This window comes from Salmonella sp. 3C, assembly GCF_025426275.1.
In the GTDB taxonomy this organism is placed as follows: Bacteria; Pseudomonadota; Gammaproteobacteria; order Enterobacterales; family Enterobacteriaceae; genus Salmonella; species Salmonella enterica.
Genome location: NZ_CP104858.1, coordinates 4,792,377 through 4,815,546, shown reverse-complemented (window position 1 = coordinate 4,815,546; position 23,170 = coordinate 4,792,377). Strand labels below are relative to the sequence as shown.

The 23,170-nt window shown below is 40.6% G+C and carries 19 protein-coding genes and 1 pseudogene; all 20 read left to right on the top strand.

Going from position 1 to position 23,170, the window contains the following annotated elements; all coding sequences use genetic code 11:
* Positions 1 to 144 precede the first annotated feature (144 nt).
* The 20 genes and pseudogenes from rfbB to wzzB all read left to right on the top strand — a co-directional run bounded on the left by rfbB (position 145) and on the right by wzzB (position 23,103).
* Positions 145 to 1,230, top strand: a complete 1,086-nt coding sequence (gene rfbB / locus N7E69_RS23605; protein WP_000697846.1) for a dTDP-glucose 4,6-dehydratase — start codon at positions 145 to 147, stop codon at positions 1,228 to 1,230.
* A complete protein-coding gene (gene rfbD, locus N7E69_RS23600; protein WP_261743168.1) occupies positions 1,230 to 2,129 on the top strand; it encodes a dTDP-4-dehydrorhamnose reductase in 900 nt (299 codons plus the stop codon). Before rfbB ends, rfbD begins: the two co-directional genes overlap by 1 nt.
* Positions 2,130 to 2,176: 47 nt before the next feature.
* Positions 2,177 to 3,055: a glucose-1-phosphate thymidylyltransferase RfbA gene (gene rfbA / locus N7E69_RS23595; protein WP_000857535.1), complete on the top strand. Its 879-nt coding sequence runs from the start codon at positions 2,177 to 2,179 to the stop codon at positions 3,053 to 3,055.
* Entirely contained in the window at positions 3,056 to 3,607 is a 552-nt protein-coding gene (gene rfbC / locus N7E69_RS23590; protein ID WP_000973709.1) for a dTDP-4-dehydrorhamnose 3,5-epimerase, read from the top strand. It begins immediately after the preceding gene.
* 5 nt (positions 3,608 to 3,612) lie between these two features.
* Positions 3,613 to 4,606 (top strand): annotated as a pseudogene (locus tag N7E69_RS23585) (CDP-6-deoxy-delta-3,4-glucoseen reductase).
* Positions 4,603 to 5,376, top strand: coding sequence for a glucose-1-phosphate cytidylyltransferase (gene rfbF, locus N7E69_RS23580; RefSeq protein WP_000648783.1), 774 nt, complete (start codon positions 4,603 to 4,605; stop codon positions 5,374 to 5,376). Before N7E69_RS23585 ends, rfbF begins: the two are co-directional and overlap by 4 nt.
* A 4-nt stretch (positions 5,377 to 5,380) precedes the next feature.
* On the top strand, positions 5,381 to 6,460 hold the full coding sequence (gene rfbG, locus N7E69_RS23575) for a CDP-glucose 4,6-dehydratase (RefSeq protein ID WP_000565910.1): 1,080 nt from the start codon (positions 5,381 to 5,383) through the stop codon (positions 6,458 to 6,460).
* Positions 6,461 to 6,486: 26 nt separating this feature from the next.
* Positions 6,487 to 7,800 (top strand): lipopolysaccharide biosynthesis protein RfbH, encoded by a 1,314-nt coding sequence (rfbH, locus tag N7E69_RS23570; RefSeq protein ID WP_000126349.1) that lies wholly within the window; start codon positions 6,487 to 6,489, stop codon positions 7,798 to 7,800.
* Between the two features lie 36 nt (positions 7,801 to 7,836).
* The gene (rfbS, locus tag N7E69_RS23565) at positions 7,837 to 8,676 is read left to right on the top strand and encodes a CDP-paratose synthase (protein ID WP_000697758.1); all 840 of its coding nucleotides are present in this window, start codon (positions 7,837 to 7,839) and stop codon (positions 8,674 to 8,676) included.
* Complete coding sequence (gene rfbE / locus N7E69_RS23560) at positions 8,673 to 9,689, top strand: CDP-paratose 2-epimerase (RefSeq protein WP_000770933.1); 1,017 nt, start codon at positions 8,673 to 8,675, stop codon at positions 9,687 to 9,689. Before rfbS ends, rfbE begins: the two co-directional genes overlap by 4 nt.
* Before the next feature lie 70 nt (positions 9,690 to 9,759).
* A complete protein-coding gene (locus N7E69_RS23555) occupies positions 9,760 to 11,058 on the top strand; it encodes an MATE family efflux transporter (protein ID WP_001228888.1) in 1,299 nt (432 codons plus the stop codon).
* Position 11,059: 1 nt separating this feature from the next.
* Complete coding sequence (locus N7E69_RS23550) at positions 11,060 to 12,061, top strand: glycosyltransferase family 2 protein (RefSeq protein ID WP_000868492.1); 1,002 nt, start codon at positions 11,060 to 11,062, stop codon at positions 12,059 to 12,061.
* A gap of 574 nt (positions 12,062 to 12,635) precedes the next feature.
* Positions 12,636 to 13,697: a glycosyltransferase family 4 protein gene (locus N7E69_RS23545; RefSeq protein ID WP_001521643.1), complete on the top strand. Its 1,062-nt coding sequence runs from the start codon at positions 12,636 to 12,638 to the stop codon at positions 13,695 to 13,697.
* Positions 13,698 to 14,642 carry an O antigen biosynthesis rhamnosyltransferase RfbN gene (gene rfbN / locus N7E69_RS23540; protein ID WP_000705151.1) on the top strand — a complete coding sequence of 315 codons (945 nt, stop codon included), beginning with the start codon at positions 13,698 to 13,700 and terminating at the stop codon, positions 14,640 to 14,642.
* Positions 14,643 to 16,082, top strand: coding sequence for a mannose-1-phosphate guanylyltransferase/mannose-6-phosphate isomerase (locus N7E69_RS23535; protein ID WP_000009016.1), 1,440 nt, complete (start codon positions 14,643 to 14,645; stop codon positions 16,080 to 16,082).
* Positions 16,069 to 17,502, top strand: coding sequence for an O-antigen biosynthesis phosphomannomutase RfbK (rfbK, locus tag N7E69_RS23530; RefSeq protein ID WP_001103642.1), 1,434 nt, complete (start codon positions 16,069 to 16,071; stop codon positions 17,500 to 17,502). Before N7E69_RS23535 ends, rfbK begins: the two co-directional genes overlap by 14 nt.
* A 70-nt stretch (positions 17,503 to 17,572) precedes the next feature.
* The gene (locus N7E69_RS23525; protein ID WP_039507376.1) at positions 17,573 to 19,003 is read left to right on the top strand and encodes an undecaprenyl-phosphate galactose phosphotransferase; all 1,431 of its coding nucleotides are present in this window, start codon (positions 17,573 to 17,575) and stop codon (positions 19,001 to 19,003) included.
* A 163-nt stretch (positions 19,004 to 19,166) separates the two neighbouring features.
* A complete protein-coding gene (gene gndA, locus N7E69_RS23520) occupies positions 19,167 to 20,573 on the top strand; it encodes an NADP-dependent phosphogluconate dehydrogenase (protein ID WP_000043532.1) in 1,407 nt (468 codons plus the stop codon).
* A gap of 237 nt (positions 20,574 to 20,810) precedes the next feature.
* On the top strand, positions 20,811 to 21,977 hold the full coding sequence (gene ugd / locus N7E69_RS23515; RefSeq protein WP_000704825.1) for a UDP-glucose 6-dehydrogenase: 1,167 nt from the start codon (positions 20,811 to 20,813) through the stop codon (positions 21,975 to 21,977).
* A 142-nt stretch (positions 21,978 to 22,119) separates the two neighbouring features.
* Positions 22,120 to 23,103, top strand: a complete 984-nt coding sequence (wzzB, locus tag N7E69_RS23510) for an LPS O-antigen chain length determinant protein WzzB (protein ID WP_000215261.1) — start codon at positions 22,120 to 22,122, stop codon at positions 23,101 to 23,103.
* The last annotated feature ends 67 nt before the right edge of the window (positions 23,104 to 23,170 follow it).

Here is a 23,170-nt window from a genome sequence, read left to right as displayed (position 1 = left end):
TGGGCGAGGTTTGTAACAAGTCGATATGTACGCAGTGCACTGGTAGCTGATGAGCCAGGGGCGGTAGCGTGTGTAACGACTTGAGCAATTAATTTTTATTGGCAAATTAAATACCACATTAAATACGCCTTATGGAATAGAAAAGTGAAGATACTTATTACTGGCGGGGCAGGTTTTATTGGATCAGCTGTTGTCCGCCATATTATTAAGAATACACAGGACACTGTAGTTAATATTGATAAATTAACCTACGCCGGTAATCTTGAATCCCTTTCTGATATTTCTGAAAGTAATCGCTACAATTTTGAACACGCGGATATTTGTGATTCCGCTGAAATAACGCGTATTTTTGAGCAGTACCAGCCGGACGCGGTGATGCATTTGGCTGCGGAAAGTCATGTGGACCGTTCGATTACCGGGCCAGCAGCATTTATTGAAACCAATATCGTCGGCACCTATGTACTTCTTGAAGTTGCGCGTAAATACTGGTCTGCGCTTGGCGAAGATAAAAAAAATAATTTTCGTTTTCATCATATTTCCACTGATGAAGTTTACGGCGATTTACCGCATCCTGATGAAGTTGAAAACAGCGTTACGCTGCCGTTATTTACTGAAACGACGGCATATGCGCCAAGTAGCCCCTATTCTGCGTCAAAAGCATCCAGCGATCATTTAGTCCGTGCCTGGCGGCGTACCTATGGTCTACCAACGATCGTTACCAATTGTTCTAATAACTATGGCCCTTATCACTTCCCTGAAAAACTGATTCCGTTGGTCATTTTGAACGCACTGGAAGGAAAGCCTTTGCCAATTTATGGCAAAGGGGATCAGATTCGCGATTGGCTATATGTAGAAGATCATGCTCGCGCGCTTCATATGGTAGTGACTGAAGGCAAGGCGGGGGAGACTTATAACATTGGTGGCCACAATGAGAAGAAAAATCTCGATGTGGTATTTACCATCTGTGATCTGCTGGACGAGATTGTACCCAAAGCGACTTCTTATCGTGAACAAATCACTTATGTCGCGGATCGTCCGGGCCATGATCGTCGTTATGCCATTGATGCAGGTAAAATTAGCCGCGAATTAGGCTGGAAACCGCTGGAGACCTTTGAAAGCGGTATTCGTAAAACAGTGGAATGGTACCTTGCAAATACTCAATGGGTAAACAATGTTAAAAGTGGGGCGTATCAGAGTTGGATAGAACAGAACTATGAAGGACGCCAGTAATGAATATCTTACTTTTTGGTAAGACAGGGCAAGTAGGCTGGGAGTTGCAACGTTCTCTGGCACCAGTAGGGAATCTGATTGCCCTGGATGTCCATTCAAAAGAGTTTTGCGGTGATTTTAGTAATCCGAAAGGCGTTGCCGAAACCGTTCGTAAGCTTCGTCCCGATGTGATTGTTAACGCAGCAGCACATACTGCAGTAGATAAAGCAGAGTCTGAACCAGAACTGGCGCAGTTACTTAACGCCACCAGTGTGGAAGCCATCGCTAAAGCAGCCAACGAAACTGGCGCATGGGTAGTGCATTATTCAACCGATTATGTATTTCCTGGTACCGGCGATATCCCATGGCAGGAAACGGACGCTACGTCGCCGCTGAATGTCTATGGCAAGACCAAACTGGCGGGAGAAAAGGCCCTGCAGGATAACTGCCCTAAGCATCTTATCTTCCGCACCAGTTGGGTTTATGCAGGTAAGGGCAATAATTTCGCAAAGACAATGCTTCGTCTGGCGAAAGAGCGTCAGACACTTTCAGTCATCAACGATCAGTACGGTGTGCCAACCGGTGCAGAATTACTGGCTGACTGCACGGCTCATGCGATCCGTGTGGCGTTAAAGAAACCAGAAGTCGCAGGTCTTTACCATCTGGTTGCCGGGGGAACCACAACCTGGCATGACTACGCGGCCTTAGTCTTTGACGAGGCGCGCAAAGCAGGGATAACGCTTGCGCTGACTGAGCTTAATGCTGTGCCGACCAGCGCCTACCCGACGCCGGCGAGCAGACCAGGCAATTCGCGTCTCAATACTGAAAAGTTTCAGCGTAATTTTGACCTTATTCTGCCGCAATGGGAATTAGGAGTTAAGCGCATGCTGACTGAAATGTTTACGACGACAACCATCTGATAAATTTAAATGCCCATCAGGGCATTTTCTATGAATGAGAAATGGAAATGAAAACGCGTAAGGGCATTATTTTAGCGGGGGGCTCCGGCACCCGTCTTTATCCGGTGACCATGGCGGTAAGTAAGCAATTGCTACCAATTTATGATAAACCGATGATTTACTATCCCCTTTCCACGCTTATGCTGGCAGGCATTCGGGATATCCTGATCATCAGTACGCCACAGGACACGCCGCGTTTTCAACAACTGCTGGGAGACGGCAGCCAGTGGGGGCTGAATCTTCAATATAAAGTACAGCCAAGCCCGGATGGCTTAGCACAGGCGTTTATTATTGGTGAAGAGTTCATTGGTAATGATGATTGTGCATTAGTACTGGGTGACAATATCTTTTATGGTCATGATTTACCAAAGTTAATGGAAGCTGCCGTTAATAAAGAAAGTGGTGCTACCGTCTTTGCTTATCATGTAAACGATCCGGAGCGCTACGGTGTGGTTGAGTTTGACCAAAGTGGCACAGCCGTTAGTCTGGAGGAAAAACCGTTACAACCGAAGAGTAATTACGCGGTAACGGGGCTGTATTTTTATGATAATAGCGTGGTGGAGATGGCGAAAAATCTTAAGCCTTCCGCTCGCGGTGAGTTAGAAATCACGGATATTAACCGTATCTATATGGATCAGGGAAGATTGTCTGTCGCCATGATGGGGCGCGGTTATGCCTGGCTGGATACAGGGACGCATCAGAGTTTGATAGAGGCCAGTAATTTTATTGCAACCATCGAAGAACGCCAGGGGCTAAAAGTGTCCTGCCCGGAAGAGATCGCATTTCGTAAAAATTTTATAAATGCACAACAGGTTATAGAACTGGCCGGGCCATTATCAAAAAATGATTATGGCAAATATTTGCTGAAGATGGTGAAAGGTTTATAAGTGATGATTGTGATTAAAACAGCAATACCAGATGTCTTGATCTTAGAGCCTAAAGTTTTTGGCGATGAGAGGGGATTCTTTTTTGAAAGTTATAACCAGCAGACCTTTGAAGAGTTGATTGGACGTAAAGTTACATTTGTTCAAGATAATCATTCAAAATCCAAAAAGAACGTACTCAGAGGGCTACATTTTCAGAGAGGAGAAAATGCACAGGGGAAGTTAGTTCGTTGTGCTGTCGGTGAGGTTTTTGATGTTGCGGTCGATATCCGAAAAGAATCGCCTACTTTTGGTCAATGGGTTGGCGTAAATCTATCTGCTGAGAATAAGCGACAGCTTTGGATTCCAGAAGGTTTTGCTCATGGTTTTGTTACTCTTAGTGAGTATGCAGAGTTTCTGTACAAAGCAACTAATTATTACTCACCTTCATCGGAAGGTAGCATTTTATGGAATGATGAGACAATAGGTATTGAATGGCCTTTTTCTCAGCTGCCTGAGCTTTCAGCAAAAGATGCTGCAGCACCTTTACTGCATCAAGCCTTGTTAACAGAGTAAGCATCGTGTCTCATATTATTAAGATTTTTCCATTAAATATTGAATTTTCCGGTAGAGAGGATGAATCAATCCTCGATGCTGCGCTATCGGCTGGCATCCATCTTGAACATAGCTGCAAAGCGGGTGATTGTGGTATCTGTGAGTCCGATTTGTTGGCGGGAGAAGTTGTTGACTCCAAAGGTAATATTTTTGGACAGGGTGATAAAATACTAACCTGCTGCTGTAAACCTAAAACCGCCCTTGAGCTAAATGCGCATTTTTTTCCTGAACTAGCTGGACAGACAAAAAAAATTGTCCCATGCAAGGTAAATAGTGCTGTACTGGTTTCAGGCGATGTTATGACTTTGAAGTTACGCACACCACCAACAGCAAAAATTGGCTTCCTTCCAGGGCAGTATATCAATTTACATTATAAAGGTGTAACTCGCAGTTATTCTATCGCTAATAGTGATGAGTCGAATGGTATTGAGTTGCATGTAAGGAATGTTCCCAATGGTCAGATGAGCTCTCTCATTTTTGGGGAGTTACAAGAAAATACTCTTATGCGCATTGAGGGACCTTGCGGAACATTTTTTATTCGTGAAAGTGACAGACCTATAATCTTCCTTGCAGGCGGTACTGGATTCGCTCCAGTTAAATCAATGGTTGAGCATCTCATTCAGGGAAAATGTCGTCGTGAGATCTACATCTACTGGGGAATGCAAGATAGTAAAGATTTTTACTCTGCATTACCGCAGCAGTGGAGTGAACAGCACGACAACGTTCATTATATCCCTGTTGTTTCTGGTGATGACGCCGAATGGGGGGGAAGAAAGGGATTTGTCCATCATGCTGTGATGGATGATTTTGATTCTCTAGAGTTCTTCGATATATATGCATGTGGTTCACCTGTGATGATCGATGCCAGTAAAAAGGACTTTATGATGAAAAATCTCTCTGTAGAACATTTCTATTCTGATGCATTTACCGCATCTAAATAATATTGAGGATAATTTATGAAAGCGGTCATCCTGGCTGGTGGACTTGGTACCAGACTAAGTGAAGAAACAATTGTAAAACCAAAACCGATGGTAGAAATTGGTGGCAAGCCTATTCTTTGGCACATTATGAAAATGTATTCTGTGCATGGTATCAAGGATTTTATTATCTGCTGTGGTTATAAAGGATATGTGATTAAAGAATATTTTGCGAACTACTTCCTTCACATGTCAGATGTAACATTCCATATGGCTGAAAATCGTATGGAAGTTCACCATAAACGTGTTGAACCATGGAATGTCACATTGGTTGATACGGGTGATTCTTCAATGACTGGTGGTCGTCTGAAACGTGTTGCTGAATACGTAAAAGATGACGAGGCTTTCCTGTTTACTTATGGTGATGGCGTTGCCGACCTTGATATCAAAGCGACTATCGATTTCCATAAGGCTCACGGTAAGAAAGCGACTTTAACAGCTACTTTTCCACCAGGACGCTTTGGCGCATTAGATATCCAAGCTGGTCAGGTCCGGTCATTCCAGGAAAAACCGAAAGGCGATGGGGCAATGATCAATGGTGGTTTCTTTGTGTTGAATCCATCGGTTATCGATCTCATCGATAACGATGCAACAACCTGGGAACAAGAGCCATTAATGACATTGGCACAACAGGGGGAGTTAATGGCTTTTGAACACCCAGGTTTCTGGCAGCCGATGGATACCCTACGTGATAAAGTTTACCTTGAAGGGCTGTGGGAAAAAGGTAAAGCTCCGTGGAAAACCTGGGAGTAAGTAGATGATTGATAAAAATTTTTGGCAAGGTAAACGTGTATTCGTTACCGGCCATACTGGCTTTAAAGGAAGCTGGCTTTCGCTATGGCTGACTGAAATGGGTGCAATTGTAAAAGGCTATGCACTTGATGCGCCAACTGTTCCAAGTTTATTTGAGATAGTGCGTCTTAGTGATCTTATGGCATCTCATATTGGCGACATTCGTGATTTTGAAAAGCTGCGCAATTCTATTGCAGAATTTAAGCCAGAAATTGTTTTCCATATGGCAGCCCAGCCTTTAGTGCGCCTATCTTATGAACAGCCAATCGAAACATACTCAACAAATGTTATGGGTACTGTCCATTTGCTTGAAGCAGTTAAGCAAGTAGGTAACATAAAGGCAGTCGTAAATATCACCAGTGATAAGTGCTACGACAATCGTGAGTGGGTGTGGGGCTATCGTGAGAACGAACCCATGGGAGGGTACGATCCATACTCTAATAGTAAAGGTTGTGCAGAATTAGTCGCGTCTGCATTCCGGAACTCATTCTTCAATCCTGCAAATTATGAGCAACATGGCGTTGGTTTGGCGTCTGTGAGGGCTGGTAATGTCATAGGCGGAGGCGATTGGGCTAAAGACCGTTTAATTCCCGATATTCTGCGCTCATTTGAAAATAACCAGCAGGTTATTATTCGAAACCCATATTCTATCCGTCCCTGGCAGCATGTACTGGAGCCTCTTTCTGGTTACATTGTGGTGGCGCAACGCTTATATACAGAAGGTGCTAAGTTTTCTGAAGGATGGAATTTCGGCCCGCGTGATGAAGATGCGAAGACGGTCGAATTTATTGTTGACAAGATGGTCACGCTTTGGGGTGATGATGCAAGCTGGTTACTGGATGGTGAGAATCATCCTCATGAGGCACATTACCTGAAACTGGATTGCTCTAAAGCAAATATGCAATTAGGATGGCATCCGCGTTGGGGATTGACTGAAACACTTGGTCGCATCGTAAAATGGCATAAAGCATGGATTCGCGGCGAAGATATGTTGATTTGTTCAAAGCGTGAAATCAGCGACTATATGTCTGCAACTACTCGTTAAGAAAATAAGTTTAAGGAATCAAAGTAATGACAGCAAATAACCTGCGTGAGCAAATCTCTCAGCTTGTCGCTCAGTATGCGAATGAGGCATTGAGCCCGAAACCTTTTGTTGCAGGTACAAGCGTTGTGCCTCCTTCCGGGAAGGTTATTGGTGCCAAAGAGTTACAATTGATGGTTGAGGCGTCTCTTGATGGATGGCTAACTACTGGTCGTTTCAATGATGCCTTTGAGAAAAAACTTGGGGAATTTATTGGGGTTCCTCATGTTTTAACGACTACATCTGGCTCTTCGGCAAACTTGCTGGCACTGACTGCGCTGACTTCCCCAAAATTAGGCGAGCGTGCTCTCAAACCTGGTGATGAGGTTATTACTGTCGCTGCTGGCTTCCCGACTACAGTTAACCCGGCGATCCAGAATGGTTTAATACCGGTATTCGTGGATGTTGATATCCCGACATATAATATCGATGCCTCTCTCATTGAAGCTGCAGTTACTGAGAAATCAAAAGCGATAATGATCGCTCATACACTCGGTAATGCATTTAACCTGAGTGAAGTTCGTCGGATTGCCGATAAATATAACTTATGGTTGATTGAAGACTGCTGTGATGCCCTTGGGACGACTTATGAAGGCCAGATGGTAGGTACCTTTGGTGACATCGGAACCGTTAGTTTTTATCCGGCTCACCATATCACAATGGGTGAAGGCGGTGCTGTATTCACCAAGTCAGGTGAACTGAAGAAAATTATTGAGTCGTTCCGTGACTGGGGCCGGGATTGTTATTGTGCGCCAGGATGCGATAACACCTGCGGTAAACGTTTTGGTCAGCAATTGGGATCACTTCCTCAAGGCTATGATCACAAATATACTTATTCCCACCTCGGATATAATCTCAAAATCACGGACATGCAGGCAGCATGTGGTCTGGCTCAGTTGGAGCGCGTAGAAGAGTTTGTAGAGCAGCGTAAAGCTAACTTTTCCTATCTGAAACAGGGCTTGCAATCTTGCACTGAATTCCTCGAATTACCAGAAGCAACAGAGAAATCAGACCCATCCTGGTTTGGCTTCCCTATCACCCTGAAAGAAACTAGCGGTGTTAACCGTGTCGAACTGGTGAAATTCCTTGATGAAGCAAAAATCGGTACACGTTTACTGTTTGCTGGAAATCTGATTCGCCAACCGTATTTTGCTAATGTGAAATATCGTGTAGTGGGTGAGTTGACAAATACCGACCGTATAATGAATCAAACGTTCTGGATTGGTATTTATCCTGGCTTGACTACAGAGCATTTAGATTATGTAGTTAGCAAATTTGAAGAGTTTTTTGGTTTAAATTTCTAATTTTTGAGGGGGGGGGGAATTCCCCTCTATGATTTCATGAAAATTCTAATAATGGGAGCGTTTGGGTTCCTTGGATCACGACTTACATCCTACTTCGAAAGTCGACATACTGTGATTGGCTTAGCAAGGAAGAGGAACAATGAAGCTACCATAAATAATATTATTTACACGACAGAAAATAATTGGATCGAAAAAATAGTAGAATTTGAACCGAATATTATTATTAACACTATTGCTTGCTATGGAAGACATAACGAACCTGCAACAGCTTTAATAGAAAGCAATATTCTTATGCCTATCAGAGTATTAGAATCTATCTCATCACTTGATGCAGTATTCATAAATTGTGGAACATCACTGCCACCAAATACGAGTTTATATGCATATACTAAACAAAAAGCAAATGAACTCGCCGCCGCCATTATAGATAAAGTTTGTGGTAAATATATAGAGTTAAAATTGGAGCATTTCTATGGAGCTTTTGATGGAGACGATAAGTTTACCAGTATGGTTATTAGACGTTGTTTAAGTAACCAGCCAGTAAAGTTAACATCTGGTTTGCAACAGAGAGATTTCTTGTATATAAAAGATCTACTAACAGCGTTCGATTGTATTATAAATAATGTTAATAATTTCCCCAAATTTCATAGTATTGAAGTTGGTAGTGGAAAGGCTATATCAATTCGTGAATATGTAGAGACTGTTAAAAATATCACAAAAAGCAATTCTATAATTGAATTTGGTGTGGTCAAAGAAAGAGCCAATGAATTGATGTATAGTTGTGCTGATATAGCAGAACTTGAAAAAATAGGATGGAAAAGAGAGTTCTCTCTTGTTGATGCATTAACTGAAATAATTGAAGAGGAAGGGAAATGAAGCTTTTAATTACCGGTGGATGTGGCTTTCTTGGGAGTAATCTTGCCTCCTTTGCTTTAAGTCAAGGGATTGATTTAATTGTATTCGATAATCTATCACGTAAAGGTGCAACAGATAATTTACATTGGTTATCCTCCTTAGGAAACTTTGAGTTTGTACATGGTGATATTCGCAACAAAAATGATGTTACAAGATTAATAACTAAGTATATGCCTGATAGCTGTTTTCATCTTGCAGGTCAAGTGGCAATGACTACATCTATTGACAATCCTTGTATGGATTTTGAAATTAATGTAGGTGGAACTTTAAATTTACTTGAGGCAGTACGGCAGTATAATTCAAATTGTAATATAATTTATTCATCAACAAATAAAGTATACGGCGATCTTGAGCAATATAAATACAATGAAACAGAAACTAGATATACTTGTATAGATAAGCCTAATGGATATGATGAGAGCACACAATTAGATTTCCACTCACCATATGGTTGTTCAAAAGGTGCTGCAGATCAATACATGCTTGATTATGCAAGGATTTTTGGTTTGAATACAGTGGTGTTCAGGCATTCATCAATGTATGGTGGGAGACAGTTTGCTACTTATGATCAAGGCTGGGTAGGTTGGTTTTGTCAAAAAGCGGTTGAAATTAAAAATGGTATTAACAAACCCTTCACTATTTCTGGTAATGGTAAGCAAGTTAGGGATGTTTTGCATGCTGAAGATATGATTTCGTTATATTTCACTGCCTTGGCAAATGTATCAAAAATTAGGGGGAACGCTTTTAATATTGGTGGTACCATTGTCAACAGCCTATCATTACTTGAATTATTCAAATTGCTTGAAGATTATTGCAACATTGATATGAGGTTCACTAATTTACCAGTAAGGGAAAGTGATCAGCGTGTTTTTGTTGCAGATATTAAAAAAATCACTAATGCAATTGACTGGAGCCCGAAAGTCTCGGCAAAAGATGGTGTCCAGAAAATGTATGATTGGACTAGTTCTATATGATGTTTCTGCCCGCGAAAGCGGGCATAATTAAAGAATGAAATATTTTTTATAATTAAAAGATGAAGCTGACGTGAGGAAACTGAGGTTGGTTAGAATTCCAAGACATCTTATTATTGCCGCTTCCTCTTGGCTTTCAAAGATAATAATTGCCGGTGTTCAGTTAGTAAGTGTTAAATTTCTTTTGGAAATTCTTGGCGAAGAATCATACGCTGTATTTACTCTTTTAACTGGATTATTGGTCTGGTTTAGCATTGCAGATATTGGGATTGGTAGTAGTCTACAAAATTATATATCTGAGTTGAAAGCTGATAGAAAATCATATGATGCATATATCAAGGCCGCAATTCATATTCTATTCGCATCCTTAATCATTTTAAGCTCTACATTATTCTTCTTATCAGATAAATTATCGTCACTATATCTTACTTCATTTAGCGATGAATTGAAAAACAACTCAGGAAGTTATTTTTTTATAGCAAGTATATTATTTATATTCATTGGCGTTGGGAGTGTGGTCTATAAAATATTATTTGCGGAACTGTTAGGGTGGAAAGCTAATATAATTAATGCATTATCTTATCTTTTAGGTTTTTTAGATGTAGTTGCGATCCATTATTTAATGCCAGATTCGAGTATTACCTTCGCTTTAGTAGCATTGTATGCTCCGGTAGCAATACTGCCCATTATATATATATCGTTTCGGTACATATATGTTCTTAAAACGAAAGTAAACTTTAACACCTATAAATTATTACTATCACGTTCATCAGGGTTTCTGATTTTTTCGTCCTTATCGATAATAGTTTTACAAACTGATTATATTGTGATGTCTCAGAAATTATCTGCTGCAGATATTATAAAATATACTGTAACGATGAAAACATTTGGTTTAATGTTTTTTATTTATACTGCAGTATTACAAGCATTATGGCCAGTATGTGCTGAATTACGAGTGAAAATGCAGTGGAGAAAGTTGCATAGAATCATTTTCCTAAATATTATTGGTGGGGTATTTTTTGTTGGTCTTGGTACGTTATTCATTTATGTTTTAAAGGATTATATCTATAGCATAATTGCTAACGGTATAGATTATAATATTAGTGGGGCTGTTTTTGTTTTACTGGCTGTGTATTTTAGTATAAGAGTTTGGTGTGATACATTTGCTATGTTACTTCAAAGTATGAACCAATTAAAAATTCTTTGGCTCATAGTTCCGTGTCAGGCATTAATTGGTGGTGTGACTCAATGGTATTTTGCAGAGCATTATGGAATAGTTGGTATTTTATACGGACTAATTTTATCGTTCTCGCTAACTGTTTTTTGGGGATTGCCAGTGTATTATATGTATAAGAGTAAAAGGCTAGCATAATATGAAGGTGTCATTTTGTATCCCAACGTATAATCGAGTAAAATTCATTGAAGACCTTCTTGAAAGTATTAATAATCAATCTTCTCACTCCTTAATTGTAGAAGTATGTATTTCAGATAATGCATCAACTGATGGAACGGAAGAGTCAATAAATATCTGGAGAGATAGATTTAATTTTCCAATTTTGTATCAAAGGCATAACGAAAATATTGGGCCAGATAGGAATTATTTATCTGCAGTTAATATGGGGACTGGAGATTATTGTTGGATTTTCGGAAGTGATGATATTCTTACAAAAAATTCCCTTGCATTGATGGAAGATAAATTGGCTGCCGGAAGTGACATTTATTTATGTGACAGACGAGAATTAGATATTTCAATGACGAAAATATCTAATCCACATCGGCGATGGTTAAATGGTGGCAGTAGATTATTTTCTTTTAGCAATGAAGCTGATTTGATAGAGTACTTTAGTAAATGTAACTCAGTCGGCGGACTTTTTAGCTACTTAAGCTCTATTATAGTGAAAAGGAATAAATGGTCTGACGTCATATTTGACGAGTCATACATTGGTACAGCTTATGCGCATGTATATATTTTATTAAGAATAATTAACAATATGAATTCGACCCTGCAGTACATATCACTGCCACTGGTTGATTGCAGAGGAGATAACGATACATTCGAAAGTAATGGGAAGGCTCGTCGAATAAAAATTGATTTCATCGGTTATTTAAAACTGAGGGAGGATTTTTATAATAACAATACAAAAATATATATCTCATTTGGACGGGTTCTTACAAAAGAGCGTCCTTGGTTTTATACTTCTTTAGCTATGGCATGTTATGGTGATTCCACCGATAGGGCTGAACTTGCATCATTTTATAAGAAGTTGGGATATCCGAAAATAGCCACCAATTTAATATTTCGTCTTAAAGGGCTGGCTAGCTACACTAAAAAAATAAAATTAGCAAAAATGGTAATAAAAAAAATATTTTCATAGTATCAACATCAATACAAATCGAGTTTATAGTATAAGAAATGCTTATGCTATTATTGTCGTGACTATTTAGCGTATAGTTTATACGTGTTTTGTAGGATGATTTATTTGCAATTTCCTTAATTAGAACCTTTAAATACTCTTGCTTTTTCGGATACAGTAACAGATGCTATATATGTATCTATAATATGCATGGACGGGGTTGTTTTTGACTATTTATCAATTTCAAAATTAAGACTTGTGGCAATTAGAGATTGTCGGAAACCCTAGTTTTCTTTCTTTTGCTTACTATGCTCTTGCATATCTTAGTGTTTACCATAGAGTGAGTATATTATGGCAGATGCTATTTTTTGTGGCATTTTTACTTGGTATAATATTTGGCTTAGTATTATGAACTGATTTTAATGGTGATTTTATAATAATTACAAGGCTTGCTTATATTTATTTGGATATGATTCCTTATTCATTTTTAATTATGATCCGTGGTTCATTTTAATGAAAATGTTTCCTAATAACTATTGGTCGTCCTTGTGATAATCGCTATACAAGCATGAATGGAAAAACGGAGAGCTATTCAATGATCGTTAACCTATCACGTTTAGGTAAAAGTGGTACGGGAATGTGGCAATACTCGATTAAATTTTTAACGGCACTGCGAGAAATAGCTGATGTTGACGCAATAATCTGTAGCAAGGTACACGCTGATTATTTTGAAAAGCTCGGTTATGCAGTAGTTACTGTTCCGAATATTGTTAGCAACACATCAAAAACATCGCGACTTAGACCATTAGTATGGTATGTATATAGTTACTGGCTTGCGCTGAGGGTTTTAATTAAGTTTGGTAATAAAAAATTGGTGTGTACTACACATCACACTATCCCCTTACTGAGAAACCAAACGATAACCGTACATGATATAAGACCTTTTTATTATCCAGATAGTTTTATTCAGAAAGTGTATTTTCGCTTTTTATTAAAAATGTCCGTTAAGCGATGTAAGCATGTTTTAACGGTATCTTATACCGTTAAAGATAGCATTGCTAAAACTTATAATGTAGATAGTGAGAAAATATCAGTAATTTATAATAGTGTTAATAAATCTGATTTTATACAAAAAAAAGAAAAAGAGAATTACTTTTTAGCTGTTGGTGCAAGTTGGCCACATAAAAATATTCATTCATTCATAAAAAATAAAAAAGTTTGGTCTGACTCTTATAATTTAATTATTGTATGTGGTCGTACTGACTATGCAATGTCTCTCCAACAAATGGTCGTTGATCTGGAACTAAAAGATAAAGTGACTTTTTTACATGAAGTCTCATTTAATGAATTAAAGATTTTATATTCTAAAGCCTACGCGCTTGTTTATCCATCTATTGATGAGGGTTTTGGTATACCTCCTATTGAAGCGATGGCATCAAATACTCCAGTTATAGTGTCCGATATACCAGTATTTCATGAAGTGTTAACCAATGGTGCATTATATGTGAATCCGGATGATGAAAAAAGCTGGCAGAGTGCAATTAAAAATATAGAGCAGTTGCCTGATGCAATTTCCCGATTTAACAACTATGTCGCACGGTATGACTTTGATAATATGAAGCAGATGGTTGGCAATTGGTTGGCGGAATCAAAATAAATGAAAATAACATTAATTATTCCCACATATAATGCAGGGTCGCTTTGGCCTAATGTTCTGGATGCGATTAAGCAGCAAACTATATATCCGGATAAATTGATTGTTATAGACTCAGGTTCTAAAGATGAAACGGTTCCGTTAGCCTCAGACCTGAAAAATATATCAATATTTAATATTGACTCTAAAGATTTTAATCATGGAGGAACCAGAAATTTAGCAGTTGCAAAAACTCTGGACGCTGATGTTATAATTTTTCTAACGCAAGATGCAATTCTCGCGGATTCGGATGCAATTAAAAATTTGGTTTATTATTTTTCAGATCCATTGATAGCAGCGGTTTGTGGTAGACAACTTCCTCATAAAGATGCTAATCCCCTTGCAGTGCATGCCAGAAATTTTAATTATAGTTCAAAATCTATTGTTAAAAGTAAGGCAGATATAGAAAAATTGGGTATTAAAACTGTATTTATGTCCAATTCTTTTGCTGCCTATCGCCGTTCCGTTTTTGAAGAGTTAAGTGGGTTTCCTGAACATACAATTCTTGCCGAGGATATGTTTATGGCGGCTAAGATGATTCAGGCGGGTTATAAGGTCGCCTACTGCGCTGAAGCGGTGGTAAGACACTCCCATAATTATACCCCGCGAGAAGAGTTTCAACGATATTTTGATACTGGTGTATTTCATGCTTGTTCTCCGTGGATTCAGCGTGACTTTGGCGGAGCCGGTGGTGAGGGTTTCCGCTTCGTAAAATCAGAGATTCAATTCCTGCTTAAAAATGCACCGTTCTGGATTCCAAGAGCTTTATTAACAACCTTTGCTAAATTCTTGGGTTACAAATTAGGCAAGCATTGGCAATCTTTACCGTTGTCTACATGTCGCTATTTTAGCATGTACAAGAGTTATTGGAATAATATCCAATATTCTTCGTCAAAAGAGATAAAATAAATGTCTTTTCTTCCCGTAATTATGGCTGGCGGCACAGGTAGCCGTTTATGGCCGCTTTCACGCGAATATCATCCGAAGCAGTTTCTAAGCGTTGAAGGTAAACTATCAATGCTGCAAAATACTATAAAGCGATTAGCTTCACTTTCTACAGAAGAACCCGTTGTCATTTGCAATGACAGACACCGTTTCTTAGTCGCTGAACAACTCCGTGAAATTGACAAGTTAGCAAATAATATTATTCTCGAACCGGTAGGCCGTAATACTGCACCAGCGATCGCTCTTGCCGCGTTTTGTGCGCTCCAGAATGCTGATAATGCTGATCCTCTTTTGTTGGTTCTTGCTGCAGATCATGTGATTCAGGATGAAATAGCTTTTACGAAAGCTGTCAGACATGCTGAAGAATACGCTGCAAATGGTAAGCTTGTAACTTTTGGTATTGTTCCAACGCATGCTGAAACGGGTTATGGATATATTCGTCGTGGTGAGTTGATAGGAAATGACGCTTATGCAGTGGCTGAATTTGTGGAGAAACCGGATATCGATACCGCCGGTGACTATTTCAAATCAGGGAAATATTACTGGAATAGCGGTATGTTTTTATTTCGTGCAAGCTCTTATTTAAACGAATTAAAGTATTTATCACCTGAAATTTATAAAGCTTGTGAAAAGGCGGTAGGACATATAAATCCCGATCTTGATTTTATTCGTATTGATAAAGAAGAGTTTATGTCATGCCCGAGTGATTCTATCGATTATGCAGTTATGGAGCACACACAGCATGCGGTGGTGATACCAATGAGCGCTGGCTGGTCGGATGTGGGTTCCTGGTCCTCACTTTGGGATATATCGAATAAAGATCATCAGAGAAATGTTTTAAAAGGAGATATCTTCGCACATGCTTGTAATGATAATTACATTTATTCCGAAGATATGTTTATAAGTGCGATTGGTGTAAGCAATCTTGTCATTGTTCAAACAACAGACGCTTTACTGGTGGCTAATAAAGATACAGTACAAGATGTTAAAAAAATTGTCGATTATTTAAAACGGAATGATAGGAACGAATATAAACAACATCAAGAAGTTTTCCGCCCCTGGGGAAAATATAATGTGATTGATAGCGGCAAAAATTACCTCGTTCGATGTATCACTGTTAAGCCGGGTGAGAAATTTGTGGCGCAGATGCATCACCACCGGGCTGAGCATTGGATAGTATTATCCGGGACTGCTCGTGTTACAAAGGGAGAGCAGATTTATATGGTTTCTGAAAATGAATCAACATTTATTCCTCCGAATACTATTCACGCGCTGGAAAATCCTGGAATGACCCCCCTGAAGTTAATTGAGATTCAATCAGGTACCTATCTTGGTGAGGATGATATTATTCGTTTAGAACAACGTTCTGGATTTTCGAAGGAGTGGACTAATGAACGTAGTTAATAATAGCCGTGATGTTATTTATTCATCAGGTATTGTGTTTGGAACGAGTGGGGCTCGCGGTCTTGTAAAAGATTTTACACCTCAGGTATGTGCTGCTTTTACGGTTTCATTTGTTGCCGTTATGCAGGAACATTTTTCCTTTGATACCGTAGCATTGGCAATAGATAATCGTCCAAGTAGTTATGGGATGGCTCAGGCGTGTGCTGCTGCATTGGCGGATAAAGACGTTAACTGTATTTTTTATGGAGTGGTACCAACCCCAGCTTTGGCCTTTCAGTCTATGTCTGACAATATGCCTGCGATAATGGTTACGGGAAGTCATATTCCATTCGAGCGGAACGGCCTCAAGTTTTATCGTCCTGATGGTGAAATCACGAAACATGATGAGGCTGCGATCCTTAGTGTTGAAGATACGTGCAGCCATTTAGAGCTTAAAGAACTCATAGTTTCAGAAATGGCTGCTGTTAATTATATATCTCGTTATACATCTTTATTTTCTACTCCATTCCTGAAAAATAAGCGTATTGGTATTTACGAACATTCAAGCGCTGGGCGTGATCTTTATAAGCCTTTATTTATTGCATTGGGGGCTGAAGTCGTTAGCTTGGGTAGAAGCGATAATTTTGTACCTATAGATACAGAGGCTGTAAGCAAAGAGGATCGGGAAAAAGCTCGCTCATGGGCTAAAGAGTTCGATTTAGATGCCATATTCTCGACAGATGGGGATGGTGATCGCCCTCTTATTGCTGATGAGGCCGGTGAGTGGCTAAGAGGCGATATACTAGGTCTATTATGTTCACTTGCATTGGATGCAGAAGCCGTCGCTATTCCTGTTAGTTGTAACAGCATAATTTCTTCTGGCCGCTTTTTTAAACATGTTAAGCTTACAAAAATTGGCTCGCCTTATGTTATCGAAGCTTTTAATGAATTATCGCGGAGTTATAGTCGTATTGTCGGTTTTGAAGCCAATGGCGGTTTTTTATTAGGAAGCGACATCTGTATTAACGAGCAGAATCTTCATGCCTTACCAACTCGTGATGCTGTATTACCAGCAATAATGCTGCTTTACAAAAGTAGGAATACCAGCATTAGCGCTTTAGTCAATGAACTCCCAACTCGTTACACCCATTCTGACAGATTACAGGGGATTACAACTGATAAAAGTCAATCCTTAATTAGTATGGGCAGAGAAAATCTGAGCAACCTCTTAAGCTATATTGGTTTGGAGAATGAAGGTGCAATTTCTACAGATATGACAGATGGTATGCGAATTACTTTACGTGATGGATGTATTGTGCATTTGCGCGCTTCTGGTAATGCACCTGAGTTACGCTGCTATGCAGAAGCTAATTTATTAAATAGGGCTCAGGATCTTGTAAATACAACGCTTGCTAATATTAAAAAACGATGCTTGCTGTAAAAAATTGAATGTTATTTACTTAATATGCCTATTTTATTTACATTATGCACGGTCAGAGGGTGAGGATTAAATGGATAATATTGATAATAAGTATAATCCACAGCTATGTAAAATTTTTTTGGCTATATCGGATTTGATTTTTTTTAATTTAGCCTTATGGTTTTCATTAGGATGTGTCTATTTTATTTTTGATCAAGTACAGCGATTTATTCCTCAAGACCAATTAGATACAAGAGTTATTACGCATTTTATTTTGTCAGTAGTATGTGTCGGTTGGTTTTGGATTCGTTTGCGACATTATACATACCGCAAGCCATTTTGGTATGAGTTAAAAGAAATTTTTCGTACGATCGTTATTTTTGCTATATTTGATTTGGCTCTGATAGCGTTTACAAAATGGCAATTTTCACGCTATGTCTGGGTGTTTTGTTGGACTTTTGCTCTAATCCTGGTGCCTTTTTTTCGCGCACTTACAAAGCATTTATTGAACAAGCTAGGTATCTGGAAGAAAAAAACTATCATCCTGGGGAGCGGATCGAATGCTCGTGGTGCATATTCTGCGCTGCAAAGTGAGGAGATGATGGGGTTTGATGTTATCGCTTTTTTTGATACGGATGCGTCAGATGCTGAAATAAATATGTTGCCGGTGATAAAGGATACTGAGATTATTTGGGATTTAAATCGTACAGGTGATGTCCATTATATCCTTGCTTATGAATACACCGAGTTGGAGAAAACACATTTTTGGCTACGTGAACTTTCAAAACATCATTGTCGTTCTGTTACTGTAGTCCCCTCGTTTAGAGGATTGCCATTATATAATACTGATATGTCTTTTATCTTTAGCCATGAAGTTATGTTATTAAGGATACAAAATAACTTGGCTAAAAGGTCGTCCCGTTTTCTCAAACGGACATTTGATATTGTTTGTTCAATAATGATTCTTATAATTGCATCACCACTTATGATTTATCTGTGGTATAAAGTTACTCGAGATGGTGGTCCGGCTATTTATGGTCACCAGCGAGTAGGTCGGCATGGAAAACTTTTTCCATGCTACAAATTTCGTTCTATGGTTATGAATTCTCAAGAGGTACTAAAAGAACTTTTGGCTAACGATCCTATTGCCAGGGCTGAATGGGAGAAAGATTTTAAACTGAAAAATGATCCTCGAATCACAGCTGTAGGTCGATTTATACGTAAAACTAGCCTTGATGAGTTGCCACAACTTTTTAATGTACTAAAAGGTGATATGAGCCTGGTTGGACCACGACCTATCGTTTCGGATGAACTGGAGCGTTATTGTGATGATGTTGATTATTATTTGATGGCAAAGCCGGGCATGACAGGTCTATGGCAAGTGAGTGGGCGTAATGATGTTGATTATGACACTCGTGTTTATTTTGATTCCTGGTATGTTAAAAACTGGACGCTTTGGAATGATATTGCCATTCTGTTTAAAACAGCGAAAGTTGTTTTGCGGCGAGATGGTGCGTATTAAGCTTACCGAGAAGTACTGAATAATAATTGTATAAAATAGCCTGCGTAAAATCTGAACGCATCAATCGCTACCTTAATATCATACCTTTGAGTTAACATACTATTCACCTTTAACCTGCCATGACCGTTTGTGGCAGGGTTTCCACACCTGACAGGAGTATGTAATGTCCAAGCAACAGATCGGCGTCGTCGGTATGGCAGTGATGGGGCGCAACCTCGCGCTCAACATCGAAAGCCGTGGTTATACCGTCTCCGTTTTCAACCGCTCCCGTGAAAAGACCGAAGAAGTGATTGCCGAGAATCCCGGCAAAAAGCTGGTGCCTTATTACACGGTGAAAGAGTTTGTTGAATCCCTCGAAACGCCTCGTCGTATCCTGTTAATGGTGAAAGCGGGTGCAGGTACTGATGCAGCTATCGATTCGCTGAAACCGTATCTGGAAAAAGGCGATATCATTATTGATGGCGGTAACACCTTCTTCCAGGACACAATCCGTCGCAATCGCGAGCTGTCTGCGGAAGGTTTTAACTTTATCGGTACCGGTGTTTCCGGTGGTGAAGAGGGCGCGCTGAAAGGGCCATCTATCATGCCTGGCGGTCAGAAAGATGCCTATGAACTGGTGGCGCCGATCCTGACGAAGATTGCTGCTGTGGCGGAAGATGGCGAACCGTGCGTGACCTATATCGGCGCCGATGGTGCTGGTCACTACGTCAAGATGGTCCACAATGGTATTGAATATGGCGATATGCAGCTTATCGCTGAAGCTTACTCCCTGCTGAAAGGCGGCCTGAATCTCAGCAATGAAGAGTTGGCGAACACTTTTACTGAGTGGAATAACGGCGAGCTGAGCAGCTATCTGATCGACATCACTAAAGACATCTTCACTAAAAAAGATGAAGACGGAAACTACCTGGTGGATGTCATTCTTGATGAAGCCGCCAACAAAGGGACCGGTAAATGGACCAGCCAGAGCGCGCTGGATCTGGGTGAACCGCTGTCGCTGATTACCGAATCCGTCTTTGCGCGTTACATCTCTTCGTTGAAAGCGCAACGTGTTGCCGCATCTAAAGTGCTCTCCGGGCCGAAAGCGCAGCCGGCAGGCGACAAAGCTGAATTTATCGAGAAAGTGCGTCGCGCGCTGTATCTTGGCAAGATCGTCTCCTATGCGCAGGGCTTCTCGCAGCTACGCGCCGCGTCTGATGAATATCACTGGGATCTCAACTACGGCGAGATTGCTAAGATTTTCCGTGCGGGCTGTATCATTCGCGCTCAGTTTCTGCAGAAGATCACTGATGCTTACGCAGAAAACGCCGGTATCGCTAACTTGCTGTTAGCGCCTTACTTCAAGAAAATTGCTGATGAGTACCAGCAGGCGCTGCGTGATGTCGTGGCTTACGCGGTGCAGAACGGCATTCCGGTGCCGACATTCTCTGCGGCAGTGGCCTACTATGACAGCTATCGCGCCGCAGTACTGCCAGCTAACTTAATTCAGGCGCAGCGTGACTACTTTGGTGCGCACACCTATAAACGTACTGATAAAGAAGGCATTTTCCATACCGAATGGTTGGAATAATTTCTGCAAAAATGTTTAAGCCCGGTTTAATACCGGGCTTTTTTTTTATCTCTATTCTTATTGATTTATTGCTTTTGCTTAATATTAACTTAATAATCTGTGTTTATCGTAATGAAGATAATCTGAATTGTTTTCGTCTGCGTTGCACTTTATATACTCAGGCGTTAAAACTTTAATATCTTATCAGGATGCGAAATACATCATGATTCATAATTAAGTTAATTCTGAGAGCGAATAATGAAAATCACGATATCCGGGACGGGTTATGTTGGCTTGTCTAATGGTTTGCTTATTGCACAACATCATGATGTGGTGGCGTTAGACATTGTTCCTTCCCGTGTTGAACTGTTAAATGATCGGATATCTCCGATTGTTGATAAAGAAATTCAGCAATTTTTAAAGGAAGATAACATCAGATTCAGGGCAACGCTGGATAAGTTTGATGCGTACCAGAATGCAGATTACGTCATCATTGCTACGCCTACGGATTACGATCCCAAAACCAACTATTTTAATACGTCCAGTGTGGAATCGGTCATTCAGGATGTGATCAGCATCAACCCCGCAGCCGTGATGATTATTAAGTCTACGGTGCCGGTTGGCTTCACGGCGGCAATGCGTCAGAAGTTTGCGACAGAAAATATCATTTTCTCTCCGGAGTTTTTACGTGAAGGTAAAGCCCTTTACGATAACCTTTATCCCTCCCGTATCGTGATTGGGGAACAGTCTGAGCGCGCCAGAGAATTTGCCGCATTACTCCAGGAAGGCGCTATTAAACAGGAGATTCCAACGCTGTTTACGGACTCCACTGAGGCGGAAGCTATTAAACTTTTCGCCAATACTTATCTCGCTATGCGAGTCGCTTATTTTAATGAATTAGACAGCTATGCTGAAACGTTAGGATTAAATACCCGACAAATTATTGAAGGGGTGTGCCTCGACCCGCGTATTGGCAATCATTATAATAATCCCTCTTTTGGTTATGGCGGATATTGTTTGCCAAAAGATACCAAACAGTTGCTGGCCAATTATCAGTCGGTGCCTAATAATATTATCTCCGCTATCGTTGAAGCAAACCGTACGCGTAAAGATTTTATTGCCGACGCTATCCTCGCCAGAAAGCCTAAAGTGGTGGGCATTTATCGCCTGATTATGAAGAGTGGCTCCGATAACTTCCGCGCCTCATCGATTCAGGGGATTATGAAGCGCATTAAAGCGAAAGGCGTAGAGGTCATCATCTATGAGCCGGTAATGGAAGAAGATACTTTCTTTAACTCACGTCTTGAACGTGATTTGCACTGCTTTAAACAGCAGGCGGATGTCATTATTTCCAACAGGATGGCGGCAGAGCTTTTGGATGTCGCTGAAAAAGTGTATACCCGCGATCTTTTCGGTAGTGATTAATAAGGCAATCGGGGCTGATGAGTCCCGATGATTTATTGACCAAATGGAAATAATGTCTGATTTTTATCATTAATCCTATGGCATATATTTGCTTTATGGCTACACTGTCTCCAGCTTCATCCTTTTTTTAGTTAGGGTATCTATGACAGTGGATAGTAATACGTCTTCCGGGCGTGGGAACGATCCGGAACAGATTGATTTGATTGAGTTATTGCTACAGTTATGGCGTGGGAAGATGACCATTATTGTAGCCGTTATTATCGCCATTTTGCTGGCTGTAGGCTACCTGATGATAGCCAAAGAAAAATGGACATCCACGGCGATTATTACCCAACCTGATGCCGCGCAGGTTGCCACCTATACCAACGCGCTCAACGTCTTGTATGGTGGGAATGCCCCCAAAATCTCTGAAGTGCAGGCGAATTTTATAAGCCGCTTTAGCTCTGCGTTTTCCGCATTATCGGAAGTGCTGGATAATCAGAAAGAGCGGGAAAAGCTTACCATTGAACAGTCGGTAAAAGGGCAGGCGCTGCCACTCTCGGTTTCTTATGTGAGTACTACCGCTGAAGGGGCGCAGCGTCGGCTGGCGGAATATATCCAACAGGTGGATGAAGAGGTCGCTAAGGAACTGGAAGTTGACCTGAAAGATAACATCACGCTGCAAACCAAAACGTTGCAGGAGTCCCTTGAGACGCAGGAAGTTGTGGCGCAGGAGCAAAAAGATCTGCGTATTAAGCAAATCGAAGAAGCGTTGCGCTATGCGGATGAGGCCAAAATCACGCAGCCGCAGATTCAGCAAACCCAGGATGTTACCCAGGACACGATGTTCCTGTTGGGGAGCGATGCGCTAAAATCGATGATACAGAACGAAGCGACGCGTCCACTGGTCTTTTCTCCGGCCTATTACCAGACGAAGCAGACACTGCTGGACATTAAAAATCTGAAAGTGACTGCCGATACGGTGCACGTCTATCGTTATGTGATGAAGCCGACGCTGCCGGTCCGTCGCGATAGCCCGAAAACAGCCATTACCCTCGTGCTGGCTGTATTGCTGGGTGGGATGATCGGTGCCGGGATTGTGCTGGGACGCAATGCGCTACGTAGCTATAAGCCAAAAGCCTTGTAAGCTTCTTTGCCGGATGGTGGTCGGCTACGACAGGTAAAATTTCTCATTAAAAAACCGGGCATTGCCC

Excerpts from the sequence above, each read along its gene's own strand:
- rfbD (WP_261743168.1), top strand. The coding sequence starts at position 1,230 with ATGAATATCTTACTTTTTGGTAAGACAGGGCAAGTAGGCTGGGAGTTG.
- rfbA (WP_000857535.1), top strand. The coding sequence starts at position 2,177 with ATGAAAACGCGTAAGGGCATTATTTTAGCGGGGGGCTCCGGCACCCGT.
- rfbF (WP_000648783.1), top strand. The coding sequence starts at position 4,603 with ATGAAAGCGGTCATCCTGGCTGGTGGACTTGGTACCAGACTAAGTGAA.
- rfbG (WP_000565910.1), top strand. The coding sequence starts at position 5,381 with ATGATTGATAAAAATTTTTGGCAAGGTAAACGTGTATTCGTTACCGGC.
- rfbH (WP_000126349.1), top strand. The coding sequence starts at position 6,487 with ATGACAGCAAATAACCTGCGTGAGCAAATCTCTCAGCTTGTCGCTCAG.
- rfbS (WP_000697758.1), top strand. The coding sequence starts at position 7,837 with ATGAAAATTCTAATAATGGGAGCGTTTGGGTTCCTTGGATCACGACTT.
- rfbE (WP_000770933.1), top strand. The coding sequence starts at position 8,673 with ATGAAGCTTTTAATTACCGGTGGATGTGGCTTTCTTGGGAGTAATCTT.
- N7E69_RS23550 (WP_000868492.1), top strand. The coding sequence starts at position 11,060 with ATGAAGGTGTCATTTTGTATCCCAACGTATAATCGAGTAAAATTCATT.
- N7E69_RS23545 (WP_001521643.1), top strand. The coding sequence starts at position 12,636 with ATGATCGTTAACCTATCACGTTTAGGTAAAAGTGGTACGGGAATGTGG.
- rfbN (WP_000705151.1), top strand. The coding sequence starts at position 13,698 with ATGAAAATAACATTAATTATTCCCACATATAATGCAGGGTCGCTTTGG.
- N7E69_RS23535 (WP_000009016.1), top strand. The coding sequence starts at position 14,643 with ATGTCTTTTCTTCCCGTAATTATGGCTGGCGGCACAGGTAGCCGTTTA.
- rfbK (WP_001103642.1), top strand. The coding sequence starts at position 16,069 with ATGAACGTAGTTAATAATAGCCGTGATGTTATTTATTCATCAGGTATT.
- N7E69_RS23525 (WP_039507376.1), top strand. The coding sequence starts at position 17,573 with ATGGATAATATTGATAATAAGTATAATCCACAGCTATGTAAAATTTTT.
- gndA (WP_000043532.1), top strand. The coding sequence starts at position 19,167 with ATGTCCAAGCAACAGATCGGCGTCGTCGGTATGGCAGTGATGGGGCGC.
- ugd (WP_000704825.1), top strand. The coding sequence starts at position 20,811 with ATGAAAATCACGATATCCGGGACGGGTTATGTTGGCTTGTCTAATGGT.
- wzzB (WP_000215261.1), top strand. The coding sequence starts at position 22,120 with ATGACAGTGGATAGTAATACGTCTTCCGGGCGTGGGAACGATCCGGAA.